Here is a 16,662-nt window from a genome sequence, read left to right on the forward strand (position 1 = left end):
CATTTACCAACAAAACTGACTCATATATAAAAAAACTGGCGATTACGATTCACGACGGTTATAGTAATGTATGATGTAATGTATATAATTAAACTGGCTATGGTCAGCAAAATCCGCAAGCAAATTTATATCGAAGCCGAGCAGAATAATTTACTGAAAGAGAAGGCCCGACAGACGGGACTGAGCGAGGCCGAGATCATCCGACAGGCGATCGACCAACACATAATTTCCGTCAAATCTCCTACCCCGAACTTGAGCGCTTGGGAGCGAGAAAAGGCCTTTATCGCCGGTCTCGAAAACCGCCCATCACAACCGGGTAAAAGGGATTGGCGAAGGGAGGATCTCTATGAACGATAGAGTCCTGCTCGATACCAATATTCTGGTCTATCTCTACGATATCGCCGAGAAAAGCAAACGGGAACGGGCATTAACCGTTGTCGATGACCTGATCCGCACCACCCGCGCTGTCATCAGTCCGCAGGTGATGGGAGAATTCTTTCAGTCCGTCACCCGCAGCCGTCGCCCCCTGCTAACCCAGGAAGAAGCTCTGGCCCGCATCCGTCAATATCTAATAGCCTGTGAGGTAGTTCCGATTACCGAGTTGATCGTTCTGGAAGCCACCCGTGGAGTAGAAAGTTACCAGTTTTCCTACTGGGATGCCCAGATCTGGGCGACCGCTCGCTTAAATCAAATCACCACGGTCTATAGCGAGGATTTTAATTCCGGGGCTACCATTGAGGGAATTCATTTCGTCAACCCCCTGAACGATGGCGGCAGACTTTCTTTTGGGTAAGATAGCTGTAGTTTCGCCAAGATTCCCAAGAAGGCGAGGGCGGCGGCTTCTTAACGAAGGCAGGAGGCGGTCGGCCGTTTTTGTAACGGGGATTTATGCCCCGCTCCCAAAACTTTTCGCCTTGTTGCTGTGCCAAATCCTTGACCCATAAACAATCATCCTCAAGATAACAAATCGATTGCAATTGTCGATGATAGCTGAGATTCTATCACTTGATGACCGAGATTAACCGGTCGAGCATTTCCCTCTACCGGCGCGCAATAACGGGGAATTGGACTAGAAACGAGGCTTATATGACGGTCACTCACCGCTAATCCATGGCTAGGATCATAGCCTTTCCAGCCGCCCCCCGGCAAATACACCTCCACCCAAGCGTGTAAATGTCTTTCTTCTTGGTCTAAATCTCCTTCTTGATAGCCACTGACAAAACGGGAAGCCAATCCCACACAGCGACACACATCCATAAATAAAACCACAAAATCGCGACAGGAACCCTGCTTATTTTTCCAAGTGTTTCCGGGTAGATAGGGTTCCCCGGTAATACGAATAATTTGCTGACAATTTCGGTAAATTTTGTCATTAAGATTAAACAGGAAAGATAGCACCTGTCCCTCGGTTTCCTGCATAACTTCTTGGGCTAATGCTGCCACATCAGGATCATTATTTAACCCATAAAATTGTCTGTAGGGTTGTAATTGACTGTGGAGAGAAATGGGATAATCAAAGGGTAAACAGGTCGCCCAAGGTTCCAACAAATACTGAAAAGGATTAACCCCATGGGTTTCCACTTCACTCACCACATCAATCAATAATTCTTCCGTCGGTTGATTAAACCAAATTTGTAAACAAGAATTACCATCGAGGTCGATAATATTAGTTATTGTTAAAGGTTCTGGGTTAATTTTGAGGGTAAACTCTCGCAAAGTTTGCCCACCATCGGATTTTGGTCGCAAGCGCAGCAGATGGGGGGATAAAATCACGGGTTGATTATAGAAATAGTTGGTTTGATGCCGAATGTGATAACGCATTAAGTTGTTAATTGGGATTGATATTGAAAGTTATTTACTGGCAGAGGTGGGGCAAGTTCGGGATTAAAAACGAAGAAAGTTTCTGTCATTTTTATTCCCACATCATTAACTCTTTTTTGAATATGGTCGAGGAATTCATGTAATCCCATTTCAATAATATCCTCGATAGTTAGATAGCTCATTTCGGCACAAAGTCGCCCTAAACTTCTTTCTACCGAATTCCCCCAAGTTCCTATAGGAGTCCCTGTAACTTGATGCAAACAGTGGTCTAATTCCCGCAGACAAAAGTGAATTGAACGAGGAAATTCTCGGTTAAGAATTAAAAATTCAGCCACGTCACTAGGAGTAATCCGTCGTTGACATTTACGATACATTTCGTAGGCACTCACGGACCGCAGTAAAGCAATCCATTGAATTTGGTCTAGAGAAGTTCCTACCCATTGGGCGGAAGGTAAGAGATAATAGTATTTAACATCAAGAATTCTGGCGGTTTTATCGGCGCGTTCCTGTAATCTTCCCATAACGCCAAAATGCCAACCTTCATTATGAGTCATCGTTGCATCCATCACCCCCGCAAAACGGTGACTAGCCAATTTAACTTGGGTAAAAAAGTTAGGTAAAGTAGTTTGAGGATGGTAAGAGGAAGCATCTTTTACCATCAAGAAAAAACCATTAACCTGTTCCCACATTTCCGAAGAAATAATCTCACGAACTGACCGAGCATTTTCTCTGGCCCAGCGCAAACAAGAGATAATTGAATTACTATATTCCGTGTCAAATGTCAAGAAATTGATCACATTTTCTGCGGTGGCTGTGCCGTAACGTTTCTTGAATTGTTCTAAATCTCCCGTGGTTAAAACCAAAGGTTCCCACTGTTGCAAAACACTGGTAGGTACATCTAACATTAAATTAAGGTTAACATCCATAAACCGGGCGACATTTTCTGCCCGTTCAATATAGCGATTTAACCAATAAATTGAATCAGCAACTCTACTAAGCATAATTAACTGGGAAAAAGGAAAGGGTAGGGTGGGTTAGTAACCCACCAAAATTTTGATTATTGTCCTGATTACTTGGTTAAAACCCAAGTGTCCTTACTGCCACCACCTTGAGAAGAATTAACCACTAAAGAACCCTTTTTCAAAGCCACGCGAGTTAACCCCCCGGGATGCACATAAATTTCATCGCCACGATGGAGAATATAGGGACGTAAATCCACATGACGACCTTCAACTTCCGTGTCAATTAAAGTGGGAACCCTAGAAAGACTTAACACCGGTTGAGCGATATAATTGCGAGGGTTAGCGGCAATGCGTGGGGCAAATTCTTCTCGTTCTTTCGAGGTAGCTTGGGAACCAACTAACATCCCATAACCTCCCGATTCATTGGCGGCTTTCACAACTAACTTATCGAGATTATTTAAGACATAATCTAAGTCCTTTTCTCGCCAACAAAGATAGGTAGGAACGTTATTTAAAAGCGCTTCTTCTCCCAGATAATAACGAATCATATCGGGGACAAAAGCATAAATAACCTTATCATCAGCGACTCCCGTACCAGGAGCATTAGCTAAAGCGACGCGGCCTTCCTGAAAAACTTTTAATAATCCGGGTACACCTAACATCGAATCGGGACGAAAAACCGCCGGATCTAAAAAGTCATCATCGAGGCGACGATATACCACATCTACCCTTCTTAATCCCTTGGTGGTTTTCATTTGTAGATAACCATCAAAGACGACTAAATCACGCCCTTCCACTAATTCTACCCCCATTTGTTGGGCGATAAAAGAATGTTCAAAGTAGGCAGAATTATAGGTTCCGGGGGTTAAAACTACTACGGTGGGATTAGGTAATTGGGGTGGGGCTAAATTAAGGAGAGTTTCCAACAGATGGGAAGGATAATCATCCACCGGTTTAACATTCATTGTCTGGAAAATATCGGGGAAGGTGCTTTTCATTACCCGACGATTTTCCAGGACATAGGAAATACCGGAAGGAACCCGCAAATTATCCTCTAAAACGTACCATTGACCATCTTTATCGCGGACTAAATCGGTTCCCGTGATGTGACACCAGATACCTCCGGCGGGTTTCAGTCCCACACAGGGTTTCAGAAATCCCGTCGCCGAGGCGATTAGTTCGGGGGGAATAATGCCATCTTTAATGATTAACTGGTCATTGTAGATATCGGAGAGAAAAAGATTGAGGGCTTTGATGCGTTGTTTCAGGCCTCTTTCTAAATAATCCCAGTCCTCAGCTGCGACAATTCGGGGAATAATATCAAAAGGAAAGATTTTTTCTACCCCTTGATTGTCGCTATAGACATTGAAAGTCACCCCCAATTCAAACAGGGCCGACTGAGCGGTTTCCCGGTGTTGTTGAAGTTCTCGGGGCGGCAGATTCTGCAACCATTTGATTAAAGGGGACGAGTGGGGACGAGGTTGACCATCATCTAAGAATAGTTCGTCGTAGAAGCCTTCGGGATCGTAGGTATTTAATAGCACGCTGACCTCATTTCATACCGATACTTTTTTGCTAACATACATTAACAATGCACTCTAAGAGAGTCTCTTAAAGAGGGGGTATCTCCCAAAGCACGAAGAAAAATTCCTCGTGCGCCATTAATATCTCTATCCATCGTCTTGCCATCAATCTTGGATTTAATGACTTTTTTTCCACCTAAGTTATGTATTAATTCACCAGTCCAGCTAACTGTTTTCGACGTATAGGCTTCACAGCAGTCTATTACTAATTTACCCATCTCAAAAGCCTTATGCTTGAGAAATTGCTTAAATCGGTAATGAGACCAGTTAAGCATCTGTCTAACAGATTTTGAGCGAATCTTCCTGCTATTTTTTAGAACCATTTCTGACACTTCAAAAGTAGGCAAAAGAATCACATCAAAGTTATCAACTAGGAATCTAGCAACTTGATGATGAAGTTCATCTACTAAATTCCTGATTTTATTTCTTAGTCGATTAGCTGCTTTTCGATAACGGTTTCTGGTTTTAGCATTAACTTTGGTAGAACGAGAAATTAAATCATCAAGGTGATAGCATAATCGTTGGATTTTACCTATATCCTGACTCCCGATTGAGCCAAAACTATTAGGCGAGAATAGTGCCAGAAAATCTCTAACACCGGGGTCTAGGGCGACAATGCGTCCTTGGTTATCGGATTCGCATCGTTGCACCTCATGGGGAATAGCTAAATAGTATTGTCCATTTCTGGATACTAATCGGCTATCCCCAAAATTGTCGGGCAGTGATTCGGTGAAGCGTATTTGCCCTAATTTTGTGTGATATATTCCTTTTTCTGAAATGGCTGACTTAGGAATATAACATGATTGCTGTTTATCTTTACGGGAACGGAATTTTACTTTCTGGATTTCCCCAGTTTTTTGATATTTTCTTTGAGCATTTTGAACGGCTTCACAAGCGTCTTTGACTGCTATTGATTTAATCTGGTAGGGGACTTCTTTAGCCCATTCTGGTAAATCATTAATGATTCCGGTCTTGATAGCCTTCCAATTAGCTTTTCTATCTGGTTCCTGTAGATATTTAATGGTTTGGTTGAAGACAAACCGAGATACTCCCCACCAGTGTTTCATCAGTTTCTTCTGTTCTGTTGTTGGATAAATCCGCACTTTCTTTGATTTTTTGAGCGTACTTCCTGAGTCCGGACATTCGGCAAGAGAAGATGTGAAGTATTTATAACAAGTCTGCTGTAAGTTCTGATTCGGGACTGTGAACAGTTTGGTCGAGAACCAAGATTTTGCCACCGTTTTGTTCGACCATATACTGTATAAGCTCGAATCTAAATCGGCATAATCTGTCCAGTGTGGACATAACAATTGTGAGTTTATTTCCCCACAATAATCTGTCCAGTATGGCTCTAAGTCCTTTTCTTTGGAAGTTAAGCCCACTATCGAGGTCTTTGATGATTTCTGCCTCTGGATAGAATCCGCGCATAAAGCTGACTTGTCTCTCAAGGTCATCTCGTTGCTTGATTGAACTGACTCGGCAGTAGCAAACAAGGGAAGCTCTAGCTGCACCATTGACGTAAGACTGGACATCGTACAATCGTTGCCCTGCTTCGTTTTTGATACTTTTGATTTTCCCTTCATCGGCATATTCTCTTAATGTATTGGGATGTAATCCCCATAGCTCAACGGCTTTTCTTAGGGTCACAAACGTTCGCCTAAATAGTGGAGTATGTAGGTCAATGTGAGCAAATCAGTAACTAGCTGTCAACCTTACCTATTCCCAGTGTCGGACAATTAGCCCGATTTTTTGTAGTCTAGGAGACATTTTAAGGGAAATTTTAGGAAGTTACGTTTTTTGAGGCTGGCGATCGCTGATTGATCCCCACCGGTGGAGAAACCTGACAAGAGCGAGAATTAGCCCTGAAAACTGTGTTACATTTTTTAAAGGTCACACCTTAAATCTTTCATTTTTCTTACTGGTTACGCGATGTTTACCAAACAAGTAACGGATTCTAAAGCCTATCAATGGTTTGAGGAACGCTTAGAAATTCAAGGGATCGCTGATGATATCAGCACCAAATACGTTCCCCCCCACGTTAATATCTTCTACTGTCTGGGTGGTATCACCCTTGTGTGCTTCGTGATCCAGTTTGCCACTGGTTTTGCCATGACCTTCTACTACAAACCCACTGTAGCAGAGGCCCTCTCCTCCGTACAGTACATCATGAACGAAGTTAACTTTGGTTGGTTAATTCGTTCTATCCATCGCTGGTCCGCCAGTATGATGGTCTTAATGATGATCCTGCACGTTTTCCGCGTCTATCTGACCGGTGGCTTCAAAAAACCTCGCGAATTAACCTGGGTGACTGGGGTTGTCCTGGCCGTGATCACCGTTAGCTTCGGTGTCACCGGTTACTCCTTGCCCTGGGATCAGGTGGGTTACTGGGCGGTTAAAATTGTTTCCGGTGTACCTGCTGCTATTCCCGTCGTCGGTGATCAACTCGTCACCCTGATGCGCGGTAGCGAAAGCGTCGGTCAAGCAACTTTAACCCGTTTCTACAGCTTGCATACTTTTGTACTACCCTGGTCGATCGCGGTCTTCATGTTGCTACATTTCTTGATGATCCGTAAACAAGGCATTTCTGGGCCTCTATAATTCAGAAAAATATCTCTGTCGATCCGAAATCATTTTTAGGAGACATTATCCATGTCCACATTAAAAAAGCCCGATCTCAGCGATCCCGCTCTCCGCGCTAAGTTGGCTAAAGGTATGGGTCACAACTACTACGGTGAACCCGCTTGGCCCAACGATCTGCTCTATGTCTTCCCGGTGGTTATCTTCGGTACGATCGGACTCTGCACCGGTTTAGCGATTATGGATCCCACCATGATTGGTGAACCTGCCGATCCTTTCGCTACTCCCTTAGAAATTCTGCCAGAGTGGTATCTTTATCCCGTTTTCCAAATTCTCCGCATTCTTCCTAACAAACTCCTAGGTATCGCTTGCATGGCTGGCGTTCCCCTAGGCTTGATGTTAGTTCCTTTTATTGAAAGCGTCAATAAATTCCAAAATCCCTTCCGTCGTCCCGTCGCTACCGCTATCTTCCTATTTGGTACTGTGGTCACGATTTGGTTAGGTATTGGTGCCACTTTCCCCATCGATACATCTTTAACTCTCGGTTTGTTCTAAGTTACTGAACTTCACCGGTTTTTTGCCCACGCTTGTGATTCCTGACTTTGGAAGAGCGATCGTGGGCAATTTTAATTTTGATTTCTCCTATCTCAATGGAGCGACAGGACTCCCGTTAAACCGCTACGCGGTTTAACGGGATATGAATCGCCACCAGAATGAAACTAACGCGGTAGCGTTTCCACTTTCGGGGAGTTTTGGTTCTCGACGTATTTTTTTAGTTGTTCGACGGTAACGCCGCCACAACTAGCCACAAAATAAGCCCCCGTCCAAAAATGGCTCTTCGTTACCCTTTATGCTAAATCAACATACAAGATGCCAAGATAACATACTTCTAACCCAAAAATTCCGAAAGTTTCTAAAGCCATAGCCTCTCCGTTTTATTAGTTTAAGTTTATTGTTGATTCCCTCGACCACCCCATTCGTTGTCCTTCGCTCGAAATAACTAATTATTTCTCCAAACCAGTTTCGGATTGTTTGACAACTCTTGGTAAAAACACTGGAGGATTTTGCCAACCATTCCGAGATGGATAGCATTCCCTCTGTCGAATTCTCTGAGGTTTCATAAATCTTTCTAAATTCTTCCTTTAACTCGTGCATCTTTTTCAAATTTGGGAAATTTTCTTTGATAGCTTCTAGTTTGATTTTTTGAGTTTCCGTTAAATCTTTTTCATTTTTTAACAAGCTATATTTACTTCGCTTTAAAACTTCTAGCTTCGCTTCTTTTTCCGCTTTCTGTTTTTTATTTTTCTGCGCTTCTACGGCTCTTTTTTCTGCTTTTCTTTGTTCGTCTAACTCTTGATTAATTTGTTTCATTACATGGAATCTATCGGCGACTACCTCGGCCGATGGCATCAATTCTTTCACCAAATTTTTATAGGGCAACCAAAGGTCTATGCTGACTTCTTCAATTTGCTCTAACACCTCTTTTCCCCACCCTGTAAGCGTTTCCCTCAATTCTTCTTGTGTTCGCTTCTCTAGAATAGCTATTAGTTTTCCCGTATCTAAATTTACTAAAACCGCACAGTAATTTTTTTGTCCTTTGACTAGAGCGATTTCGTCAATTCCTAGTCTTTTTAATTTCGATAGGTCTGTCTCTGTAATTTCTTCAGCTATGTCCTCTATCATTCTTTGAATCTCTTCTTCCGTTACGTCATTTCTTCGACTAACATTTAAAATATCTCCTTCTTTTAATTGTTCGAGTATATTCTCGGCTAGTCTTTTCGTATAGGTTCGTTTCTTGGCGACAAAATCTAACTCTTCGCTAAAGGGTTTCTGACAATTATCGCACTTAAATTGACGACGATTAACCTGTAGGTACACTGGTTGTCCTGAGATTGGTAAATCTTTGACTAAATGTCGATGATTTTGGTGGAGTTTATCGCTCTCTAACCCACAACGAGGACAGGTTGCTTTTTGATTTTTCGATTCGATTCGGCAAACTATACCGATATTTTCTAGGTGTAGATAGCCTTGAATACAGGTTCCTTTTAGGTTCAAAAATTTGTCAAGTATCATAAGTAAAATAATCTCGTTTTTGGCTATTATATCAAATCTTAACTCAATTGTCTATCTTTTGGTATTAACCTGTTTGTGCCTTAAGTCCTTCCCTGTATGGATTTCAGCTACTTTTGAGCGTAGGCGCTCTCATCGAATTTTATTTTAAGTTAATTATTTGCATAACAATTCCCGAAGAGCCAATACGGCTCTTCGGTTTGTGTTATGCAATGGACGGGGGTTATAAGGGATGTAACCCTTATATAGAAAGGCATTTAGCGATTTTTGTCAATTATTTTTGATCTAGAGCGAACTAATCAATTAAGTCTCTTGCCAGATAAGGATTTAGTCGATTTATGCCCCCTATCGAACCATAACAAGTAACGAAGAGCCTAATTAATTTTGCTTAGGTACTTACCTAAGCAACTGAGAGAACTGAGTTGATATGAACCTTTCCCTTGACCTTATACCCAAGAGTAAAAAGGTTCGCGGATAACCAATCTTCATCTGGGAGACTCTCCAAAATCAACATTGGTTTACACCGTCTAATAGTTTCCATCGCCCCTGCTAGTGCTTGTTGTTCAAAACCTTCTACATCTAACTGTATGATTGATATGTTCCTATCGGAAGAAATAACATCGTCTATTCTCAGGACTTTAACCCTAACACTTTGTCCTTGAGATTGACTATCCGATTTAATTAGTTTACTCCCCCCGCCAAGGGCTCGGCCAATTCGGTCAGTAATCAACATTGACATAGAACCTTCTTGGAAACCTAGGCCAGCATTAGCTATCTCCACATTATCAAGTCTATTAATATTAATTGTGATGACAGAACAACGATAATTTTCTGGGTGTGGTTCAAAAGCCCAGACTTTAGCATGAGAAGAACAAGCCCGAGAAATGGCGGGTAAAAAATCGCCAAAATATGTCCCAGCATGGATTATATCGCCAGTTCCACAATTTTTAGTAATAATTTCAATCGTCTTCGGTTCCCAGACCTCACCAGACAGAATTGTTTGGGCAGCTGGTCTATGGACTGAGGACCAAGGTAGACAGTAACCACCATATTTATTGTAAGCAATACAACACTGCAGTACAGAGGCGTCATCCCCAGGATATTTGGTAATCAAAGGACTAGAAAACAGCTGCTTTCGGCGATACAAAAGGTCTTGTATTGCTTGAAGCATAGAGTTTGGAAATAACCGAATAATTAGTTCTTTCATTGATGATTTTCTCCGTGGTCGCCTGGAGACAAGACTTAGGTTGTGCCAGTATTAGGTTTTGCCAGTGTATAGCAATCCCAAATGAATTGTAGAATAGTACCCTTACTGGACAAGGCTTTCAGGGGGTTTTGATTTACGACTCAAATGAACTAGCTCTAGCGCTCTTCTGGGACTTTCGGAAATCCCTAACCGAATCCAGATTCTGAAACTCTTGGTTGACAAGTGATCGCTAACTTTTTTTCTAATAAAAAGGCCAATTCAAGTCTGAATTGCATCACTATCTGATCTACCTTTATAGAATACCTCATTGGGGGTCTGATAGTCAAGACATTTTCGAGGACGATTGTTAATCAAGTTTACGGCTATTTCCACCTGCTCTGGCTTAACAATTTTGGTAGTGATTCGGTAGTAGTGGTAAGCCATCTTGCTTATCTGGACTGAGTCGTGTAGAATATTTACTAATAAAAATAATTGCTTGATAAATGTTGGGGATTTGCTTTTTATGATTGCTATTTTTATCAATATCTTCTCTTGGATAATTAAACTTTGGTTAAATTACGATGAAGATTTAGAACATTGTCTTCTGACAAAAGATTCACAAACTTCAACATCTTGTTGTCCTAAATGTGGTTCTTATCATACCATCAAAAATGGTTCTACACATAATGGCAAGCCGAAACGTCAGTGTAAAGATTGCGGTCGCCAGTTTGTGATCAATCCCACTAATAAAACCGTCTCTGACGAAACCAAACAATTAATTGATAAACTCCTGCTCGAACGAATTTCCTGACGAGGAATTGCTAGAGTAACAGGGGTAAGTTGGTCATGGTAACAAAATTATGTCAACAATAAACTGGCGGCTGTTCCCCGTCAAATAAAGGTTTCGGACAAACCAAAAGGTAAATTGGTTATAGAATGTGATGAAATGTGGTCTTTGGTTTTTTCTAAGACGATAAAAGTCTATATTTGGCTGGCAATTGATAGAAATACAAGAGAAATTATTGGTTGCTATGCGCGGAGATAGGAGTCGTCAATCAGCCAAAAAACTTTGGGCTAGTTTACCAGGCGTTTACCGACAATGTGCAGTTGCTTACACAGACTTTTGGGAGTCATATAAGACAGTAATTCCCAGTAAACGTCATCGACCAGTTGGTCAAGAAACTGGTCAAACTAATCATATTGAAAGATTAAATAATACCTTTCGACAAAGGATTTCTCGGCTGGTGAGAGAGAGTCTATCTTTCTCTAAAAAAATGGAGAATCACGTTGGGGCTGTTTGGTATTTTATCCATGACTACAATGCACAGCAAAGCAAAGGATTAAGCCGCCATCACTACTACCGAATCACCACCACAATTTTAAAATTCGTTCCCTTGGGAAAAAATTGTCTTAATAGTCCATTAGTATGCTCGTTTAATCCCCTCTCCCACGAATGATAAGGAGTAGCAAAATAAAAATCTGCTCCTAGTTTCTGACTCAACTCTTGATGTCCACAAAATTCTTTGCCGTTGTCACAAGTAAAGGTTTTTCTTTGGTCAGGGTGAATCTCTTGAAAAAGTTTTTCTGTGACTCTATTGATTTCCGATGCGGTTTTGTTTTTGGCTAATCCTGCTACTAAAAATTTCGAGGCTTTGTCTACATGAGTAACGAGAACTCCTAGATGATTGCCTCCAATCATTGTGTCACTTTCCCAATGACCGATTTCAGTTTTCTGGTCAGCAATTACTGGTCGCTCGCTGATATCTACACGCCCTGGAATCCCTCCACGCTTACTTTTTGCTCCGCCTCGACTCTTTCTTTGACAAAGCCCCCGGCGTAAATATTTCCGGTACTCTCCACATCCGTGATAGTTCTGATAGATCATTTGATAGATGGTTTCGTGACTGAGAGATTCTTGACTGGCTTTTTTCAGACGACCTGCTATTTGTTCGGGGCTATGATAATCTTTCAATCCTTTTTTCACCAACTCTAAGGCTGACTCGCTGACATTTTTAAAGGGTTGTTTGGCATTTTTTCGCCTTGTCTCGCTTTGAGCTTGTGCTGTGTCAGGTAGATAGCAGCCAAGGGAACTTTGATTCCTTTTTAATTCCCGTGATATTGTGCTTTGATGACATCCGAGCCAGACGGCCATTTGCCGTTGAGATAAATTTCCCTCCTGACTAAGTTGGTAGAGCAAGTTTCTTTGTTCTATGTTAAGATGTTGGGGGCTTCGTTTTTGGGTCTGATTTGTTTTTGTTAATGATCAGACAGTACCTGATGAGCCTTTCTTTGTCAACTCTTGAGGTTGATGCGTTTCATTTTTGAATTGGCGAAACTCAAATTTCGGGTTTCTGTTAGTTAGCGATAGCTTGAAGGCTTACCCCATAAGAGAGCTAGAGTTTAGAGACTGTAAGATTTTTGCCAGAGTTCCAGAAGAGCGATAGAAAACAATCTCTGGATTCGGGCATCGGTAGTTTTATTAACGAGATACTACCATTTGTTGTTTGGAAACGGGGGAAATATTATCTTAAGGTCGATAAAAACGGAACTTCGCAAGAGTGTCCTAATTGTGGTGCTTTCACTAGTAAAAAGTCGTTATCCGAAAGAGTTTACTGGTGTGATTCTTGCGGCCACATTGAACCAAGAGACACGGCATCAGCGAAGGTAATCGAGAACCGAGGAAAAAACGCGGTCGGGCTGACCGTGTTAGAAAACGCTTGCGGAGGCGGTCTGACAGGGATCGACCGGGTTAAACCAAGTCGATCTAGTTAAAAGCCTAAGAACCGAGAATCCCCCGCTACAGCGCGCGAGCGGTTAGCGGGGGAGAGTCAACGGGTAATTTGTTGTACCAAAGCGATAACATCGCTGCGGCTGAGTTTTTCCTTACCTAAAGCTAGAACTTCGAGAGTGCCATGGGCTAAAGCGAGGGGAATCTTACAAAAATCAAGGGCCGGCCCTTTCGGCAGCGATTGAGTGTAATAATCGGCTAATTTCAGATTACGACGGGCATAATTATGAATATCACTAATTGTCCAACCCTGGGGCAGAAAACTTACCCCCCGGCGCAGATCCTCGCCATGGTTGCGGGCAATATTAACCGCTTGTAAACCCCGACCAAAACCGATGGCATAACTGCGATTAGTTTCGGTGCCATCGTACCAATTCCAGAGGTCAGACAGCAATAAACCCACGGCACCGGCCACACTAAAGGTATATTGATCTAATTCTATTTCTGTGCGAATATCCCAGTTATTCCCAGCCCAGTAGGCCATGCGATCGGCCATGGCCGCCGTGGCATCCCAAACCCGCGGGGCGATCGAATCCGGTGCTAACAGGGCCCATTCGCCAATTCTCAGGGTTACTTCTGGCAAAATCTCCCGATGGACTAAGCCAAAAGTAAAATCCTCTTTGGTAGAATTTTCAGTACCTGCTTGTAAATTCAGGCTAATTTGTCTTAATATCTGGGCTTTACTGAAGTTATCTAGGTCGGGATGGTCTTCTACTTCATCGATCGCCCTCATACAGAGATAAGCTGAGGCTACTGCCTCGAGCAGACGATCTGGTAAACGACTTATGGGAATATAAAAAGTTCGACTCGTTTCTTGCAGAATCGTTAAAGCATTATCGCGCAAATTCATTCAGTCCTCTCCTCACGCCAACTTAGGTAACTACGAGTTAAACCAATCAGACAGATCGGTTTAGGTTATTCCGATGTTCCTAAGACAAAGTTGCTGTCTATTGTAGTATTATTATCCAAAATTTCGAGATTATTCTCGAAAAAATCAACCTCTAGGGTATTCTTGACAATTTTTCTTTCTGGGATAGCTGAGGGACAATTACGGCAATTGTTCGAGATTACAGGCTTAAAAAAACGATTTTACCCTTTTTTAAGCAGTATTTTTTGGCTTCATGGCAGGGATTGAAAGGAGATCACTTGTAAAACTGGCCCGATCATGGCCAGGGTCATCACATCTGAGCGAATTTGACCTATAACTGTCACTTTTGCCTTTTTTTGGGTTAATTCGGCGGGAGGGTCTATTAATTCGTAGGTTTGACCGTTATCGGCAATTAATGCCCAAGTTCCCGTGCCTATTTCGATTCTTTTTACCTGACCCGTTACACTAATACTCATGCTTTAATTTCGCTGATTGAGGCGATCGCAATTGCTGCCCCTGTCACAAGCATTCTATCGATATCTTTCCTCGGCATTGATTGCCAATTTTGCCCGACTTTAACCTCATAAATCAGTTTTTTTTATCTAAAAAGCGATCGCCACTTCCGCCACCACCGCTAAGAGGGAGGCCAAAGCCGCTAAAATCATTATTTCTCGATCGGATTGTCCCATAACCATCTGATACCAAATCCGTTTTTAACAGTGTGATTAACTCTCAAGTTATGGATTGTTTCTCCACGCTCCCTGCTCCCCGCGATCCTATACTTTTTAAACAGGATTTGGTATTAATAGATAAAAAGCTATAAAAGTTATCAGCAAAAACGCCGAAATCTTTGTCAGGATTGCCCTGTATTATTTGTTCAGCAAGCTCTAATTAAGCCTAACTGTTAATGGCGTAATGATAGGCACTACCATTAGATTCCATAGGCATCAACCACTGGGAGATAGTTTCTAGTTTTTGACGGATTTGATCGAGTTGATCCTGCACAGGTTGCAGGAAAGTTTCGTACTGTTGTACCTGAGTTTTTAAACGCAATAATGCCAGATTAGTATCGCGCCATTGTCGCTCCTGTTCTTCAAATTCACGAGTTTTTTGCTCTAAATCCGACCATTGACCGTCAATACTATCGCTGCTTTTTTGTAAATCCTCTTGTAGTCCCTTGATTTCTGCTGCTAAACGTTGACTTTCTTGGAGACTATTTTGATAATTATCGGCCAACAGCATTAACAATGGTTCAAAGCCAGATTTTTGAGTATCTTCTGAGGATAAAATCCCCTGTCTCCGTTGCAGAATTTTCAGATGTTGAGAGCTAATAGCTTGCCTTTCTTGGAGATTACGTCTTTGTCCGACTAAAGTTGCCGCCAGCATTCCTTTTTTTTCCTGTTCCTCGGCTAATTCGGATTCTAAATTAGCTCGCTCAGATTGATCTATTGTAGCCATTCTTGCTTCTAATTCTTCCACGGTTTGGCATTGGAGAGTTAATTCTTCCTCTTGGTCGTTGACAAAAATTTCCCAGCGCTTGAGGTCTGTTTGTAAGTTCTTAACTAAGCTCTCCAATTCTTCTAAAGGCATTTGTTCAAGAGCTTCTAGATCGATTTTACCATCAAAACCTAGTTCTTCCCCTCCGAGGAGACGAAGGAGCATTTGTCGAGTAGAATCAGTGGTTTGTAGGGTGAGGTTAAGGTGCTCGAATAATTTCTGTTTTTGACTCAGAACAGTTTCTTGTATTTGTAATTCTATTTTAGCTGTTTCCAAAGCCCTGCGACTCGTCTGTAATTCCCTAGCTCTTTTTTCTAGATAATCGAGCATTTCATCGTTGGCGACCTGACGATTTTCTACAGCTTTTTTCTGCCCCTCTAAACTCTGCCAACAACTATTTAAAATTGTCTGTTGTTCCTGCACAGATTCAAGAGTGGAATGGAGAATTTGTGAGGGAGAATTGCCCCGATCATGATGAGCAGCTAAACGCTCCGCTAGAGAGCGAATAAATTGTTGTTGTTCTGGGGAAAGATTGGGGTAGGAGTTACAATTTATTTGTCCTTCTTCCAGGTGTCGCTGTTGCTCGTTTAATTGTTGTTTTAGGGTTTCCAGTTCTTGTCTTTTGCGCTCTAAATACTCTAATTCTGCCTCTATTTGTTCAATTTGCTCGATTCTTGTCTCCATTTCCATTTTCTGGCGGTTGAGAATCTCGCTTTGATAGGTGAGGGATTGTTTCCACTGCTCGATTTTCTCTTGATCTTTCTTGCTGCGCTCCATCAAACGGGAAATCTTTTGCAGTTGCCGCACCATCTCCGCTCCCGCTAATTCCGGGTTTCCTTGTAGTTGACGATTATTGCTCAAATTTACCAAGAGAAGCGCACCTTCACCCAGGGAGTTAGTTTCGTCGTAGGTTAGGATATCTTCCCCTGGTATGGCACTCCACGTCTGATCCTTATGCTGACAGGCCAATAGTTTCAATTCGGTTTTGTAACCGCCGATAAAACCTCTAGTCTGTTTTTTTACTTCTGCAAGGTATAGCACGAGTAGTCGTCCTCTATAATAAAAGTCTTTGTCATCGATTTTAGAGAGCGTTGGCAATCAAGGCTAGGAGCGGCCCGTCTATGGTTTGGTGTGTAACCATCCGATCCCAAAAATTTTTTAATTTCTATCATTCGAGTTTTTCTTTTTTATCCATACATTTGTTCTCAATTCTTCTCCTTACCGACTGGAAAATTTTTGATGATTTTTCAGTTCCGATGTACTATCTTGATCTCAAAAAATTCGGTAGTCAATCTCTTAAATGCAGTAAA

The 16,662-nt window shown here is 42.0% G+C and carries 14 protein-coding genes and 5 pseudogenes; 6 read left to right on the forward strand and 13 right to left on the reverse strand.

Translation table 11 applies throughout. The features are described 5' to 3' along the window. The first annotated feature begins 99 nt into the window (after positions 1-99). Both VL20_RS13100 and VL20_RS13105 read left to right on the forward strand, forming a co-directional pair. Complete coding sequence (locus VL20_RS13100) at positions 100-357, forward strand: ribbon-helix-helix domain-containing protein (RefSeq protein ID WP_249264916.1); 258 nt, start codon at positions 100-102, stop codon at positions 355-357. Beyond that, on the forward strand, positions 347-793 hold the full coding sequence (locus tag VL20_RS13105; protein WP_052276759.1) for a PIN domain-containing protein: 447 nt from the start codon (positions 347-349) through the stop codon (positions 791-793). The genes VL20_RS13100 and VL20_RS13105 overlap by 11 nt, the downstream gene beginning before the upstream one ends. 161 nt (positions 794-954) lie before the next feature. On the opposite strand, the gene VL20_RS13110 is transcribed toward VL20_RS13105, so the two are convergent. The 5 genes from VL20_RS13110 to VL20_RS28570 form a co-directional block, all read right to left on the reverse strand. Then, positions 955-1,821 carry a transglutaminase family protein gene (locus VL20_RS13110; protein ID WP_052276760.1) on the reverse strand — a complete coding sequence of 289 codons (867 nt, stop codon included), beginning with the start codon at positions 1,819-1,821 and terminating at the stop codon, positions 955-957. Next, on the reverse strand, positions 1,821-2,822 hold the full coding sequence (locus tag VL20_RS13115; RefSeq protein ID WP_002785396.1) for an alpha-E domain-containing protein: 1,002 nt from the start codon (positions 2,820-2,822) through the stop codon (positions 1,821-1,823). The genes VL20_RS13110 and VL20_RS13115 overlap by 1 nt, the downstream gene beginning before the upstream one ends. Before the next feature lie 68 nt (positions 2,823-2,890). Next, on the reverse strand, positions 2,891-4,327 hold the full coding sequence (locus VL20_RS13120; RefSeq protein ID WP_052276761.1) for a circularly permuted type 2 ATP-grasp protein: 1,437 nt from the start codon (positions 4,325-4,327) through the stop codon (positions 2,891-2,893). Between the two features lie 41 nt (positions 4,328-4,368). Then, a complete protein-coding gene (locus VL20_RS13125; protein WP_284526145.1) occupies positions 4,369-5,433 on the reverse strand; it encodes an RNA-guided endonuclease InsQ/TnpB family protein in 1,065 nt (354 codons plus the stop codon). Between the two features lie 100 nt (positions 5,434-5,533). Beyond that, positions 5,534-6,013 (reverse strand): IS607 family transposase, encoded by a 480-nt coding sequence (locus VL20_RS28570; RefSeq protein ID WP_002747192.1) that lies wholly within the window; start codon positions 6,011-6,013, stop codon positions 5,534-5,536. Positions 6,014-6,295: 282 nt separating this feature from the next. On the opposite strand from VL20_RS28570, the gene petB reads away from it, so the two are divergent. Together petB and petD are read left to right on the forward strand one after the other, a co-directional pair. Further along, a complete protein-coding gene (gene petB / locus VL20_RS13130) occupies positions 6,296-6,964 on the forward strand; it encodes a cytochrome b6 (RefSeq protein ID WP_002738970.1) in 669 nt (222 codons plus the stop codon). Between the two features lie 51 nt (positions 6,965-7,015). Continuing rightward, positions 7,016-7,498 (forward strand): cytochrome b6-f complex subunit IV, encoded by a 483-nt coding sequence (gene petD / locus VL20_RS13135; protein ID WP_004267928.1) that lies wholly within the window; start codon positions 7,016-7,018, stop codon positions 7,496-7,498. A 164-nt stretch (positions 7,499-7,662) separates the two neighbouring features. Here petD and VL20_RS28575 read toward each other — a convergent pair. The 4 genes and pseudogenes from VL20_RS28575 to VL20_RS34075 all read right to left on the reverse strand — a co-directional run. Then, positions 7,663-7,785 (reverse strand): annotated as a pseudogene (locus VL20_RS28575) (transposase); the annotation flags it as partial. A 16-nt stretch (positions 7,786-7,801) separates the two neighbouring features. Beyond that, complete coding sequence (locus VL20_RS13140) at positions 7,802-9,016, reverse strand: ISL3 family transposase (RefSeq protein WP_052276763.1); 1,215 nt, start codon at positions 9,014-9,016, stop codon at positions 7,802-7,804. 397 nt (positions 9,017-9,413) lie between these two features. Beyond that, positions 9,414-10,220 carry an FkbM family methyltransferase gene (locus VL20_RS13145; RefSeq protein WP_052276764.1) on the reverse strand — a complete coding sequence of 269 codons (807 nt, stop codon included), beginning with the start codon at positions 10,218-10,220 and terminating at the stop codon, positions 9,414-9,416. Between the two features lie 258 nt (positions 10,221-10,478). After that, positions 10,479-10,613: pseudogene (locus VL20_RS34075) on the reverse strand (IS30 family transposase); the annotation flags it as partial. A gap of 190 nt (positions 10,614-10,803) precedes the next feature. On the opposite strand from VL20_RS34075, the pseudogene VL20_RS28580 reads away from it, so the two are divergent. Then, positions 10,804-11,524, forward strand: a pseudogene (locus VL20_RS28580) (IS1 family transposase); the annotation flags it as partial. Positions 11,525-11,571: 47 nt separating this feature from the next. Here VL20_RS28580 and VL20_RS28585 read toward each other — a convergent pair. Beyond that, positions 11,572-12,411: pseudogene (locus VL20_RS28585) on the reverse strand (IS30-like element ISMae39 family transposase); the annotation flags it as partial. 227 nt (positions 12,412-12,638) lie between these two features. Between VL20_RS28585 and VL20_RS13170 the strand changes: the two are divergent. Next, positions 12,639-12,971 (forward strand): annotated as a pseudogene (locus VL20_RS13170) (zinc ribbon domain-containing protein); the annotation flags it as partial. A gap of 56 nt (positions 12,972-13,027) precedes the next feature. Here the strand turns inward: VL20_RS13170 and VL20_RS13175 are convergent. The 3 genes from VL20_RS13175 to hmpF all read right to left on the reverse strand — a co-directional run bounded on the left by VL20_RS13175 (position 13,028) and on the right by hmpF (position 16,393). Then, positions 13,028-13,837 (reverse strand): squalene/phytoene synthase family protein, encoded by an 810-nt coding sequence (locus tag VL20_RS13175; protein ID WP_052276767.1) that lies wholly within the window; start codon positions 13,835-13,837, stop codon positions 13,028-13,030. A gap of 269 nt (positions 13,838-14,106) precedes the next feature. Further along, positions 14,107-14,331 carry a hypothetical protein gene (locus VL20_RS13180; protein WP_002757610.1) on the reverse strand — a complete coding sequence of 75 codons (225 nt, stop codon included), beginning with the start codon at positions 14,329-14,331 and terminating at the stop codon, positions 14,107-14,109. A gap of 421 nt (positions 14,332-14,752) precedes the next feature. Beyond that, positions 14,753-16,393, reverse strand: coding sequence for a pilus motility taxis protein HmpF (gene hmpF, locus VL20_RS13185; protein WP_052276768.1), 1,641 nt, complete (start codon positions 16,391-16,393; stop codon positions 14,753-14,755). Positions 16,394-16,662 lie beyond the last annotated feature (269 nt).

Origin of the sequence: Microcystis panniformis FACHB-1757 (assembly GCF_001264245.1) — a bacterium.
In the GTDB taxonomy this organism is placed as follows: Bacteria; Cyanobacteriota; Cyanobacteriia; order Cyanobacteriales; family Microcystaceae; genus Microcystis; species Microcystis panniformis.

Coding starts and splice junctions, on each gene's coding strand:
- VL20_RS13100 (WP_249264916.1), top strand. CDS start 100: ATGGTCAGCAAAATCCGCAAGCAAATTTATATCGAAGCCGAGCAGAAT.
- VL20_RS13105 (WP_052276759.1), top strand. CDS start 347: ATGAACGATAGAGTCCTGCTCGATACCAATATTCTGGTCTATCTCTAC.
- VL20_RS13110 (WP_052276760.1), bottom strand. CDS start 1,821: ATGCGTTATCACATTCGGCATCAAACCAACTATTTCTATAATCAACCC.
- VL20_RS13115 (WP_002785396.1), bottom strand. CDS start 2,822: ATGCTTAGTAGAGTTGCTGATTCAATTTATTGGTTAAATCGCTATATT.
- VL20_RS13125 (WP_284526145.1), bottom strand. CDS start 5,433: ATGAAACACTGGTGGGGAGTATCTCGGTTTGTCTTCAACCAAACCATT.
- petB (WP_002738970.1), top strand. CDS start 6,296: ATGTTTACCAAACAAGTAACGGATTCTAAAGCCTATCAATGGTTTGAG.
- petD (WP_004267928.1), top strand. CDS start 7,016: ATGTCCACATTAAAAAAGCCCGATCTCAGCGATCCCGCTCTCCGCGCT.
- VL20_RS13140 (WP_052276763.1), bottom strand. CDS start 9,016: ATGATACTTGACAAATTTTTGAACCTAAAAGGAACCTGTATTCAAGGC.
- VL20_RS13145 (WP_052276764.1), bottom strand. CDS start 10,220: ATGAAAGAACTAATTATTCGGTTATTTCCAAACTCTATGCTTCAAGCA.
- VL20_RS13175 (WP_052276767.1), bottom strand. CDS start 13,837: ATGAATTTGCGCGATAATGCTTTAACGATTCTGCAAGAAACGAGTCGA.
- VL20_RS13180 (WP_002757610.1), bottom strand. CDS start 14,331: ATGAGTATTAGTGTAACGGGTCAGGTAAAAAGAATCGAAATAGGCACG.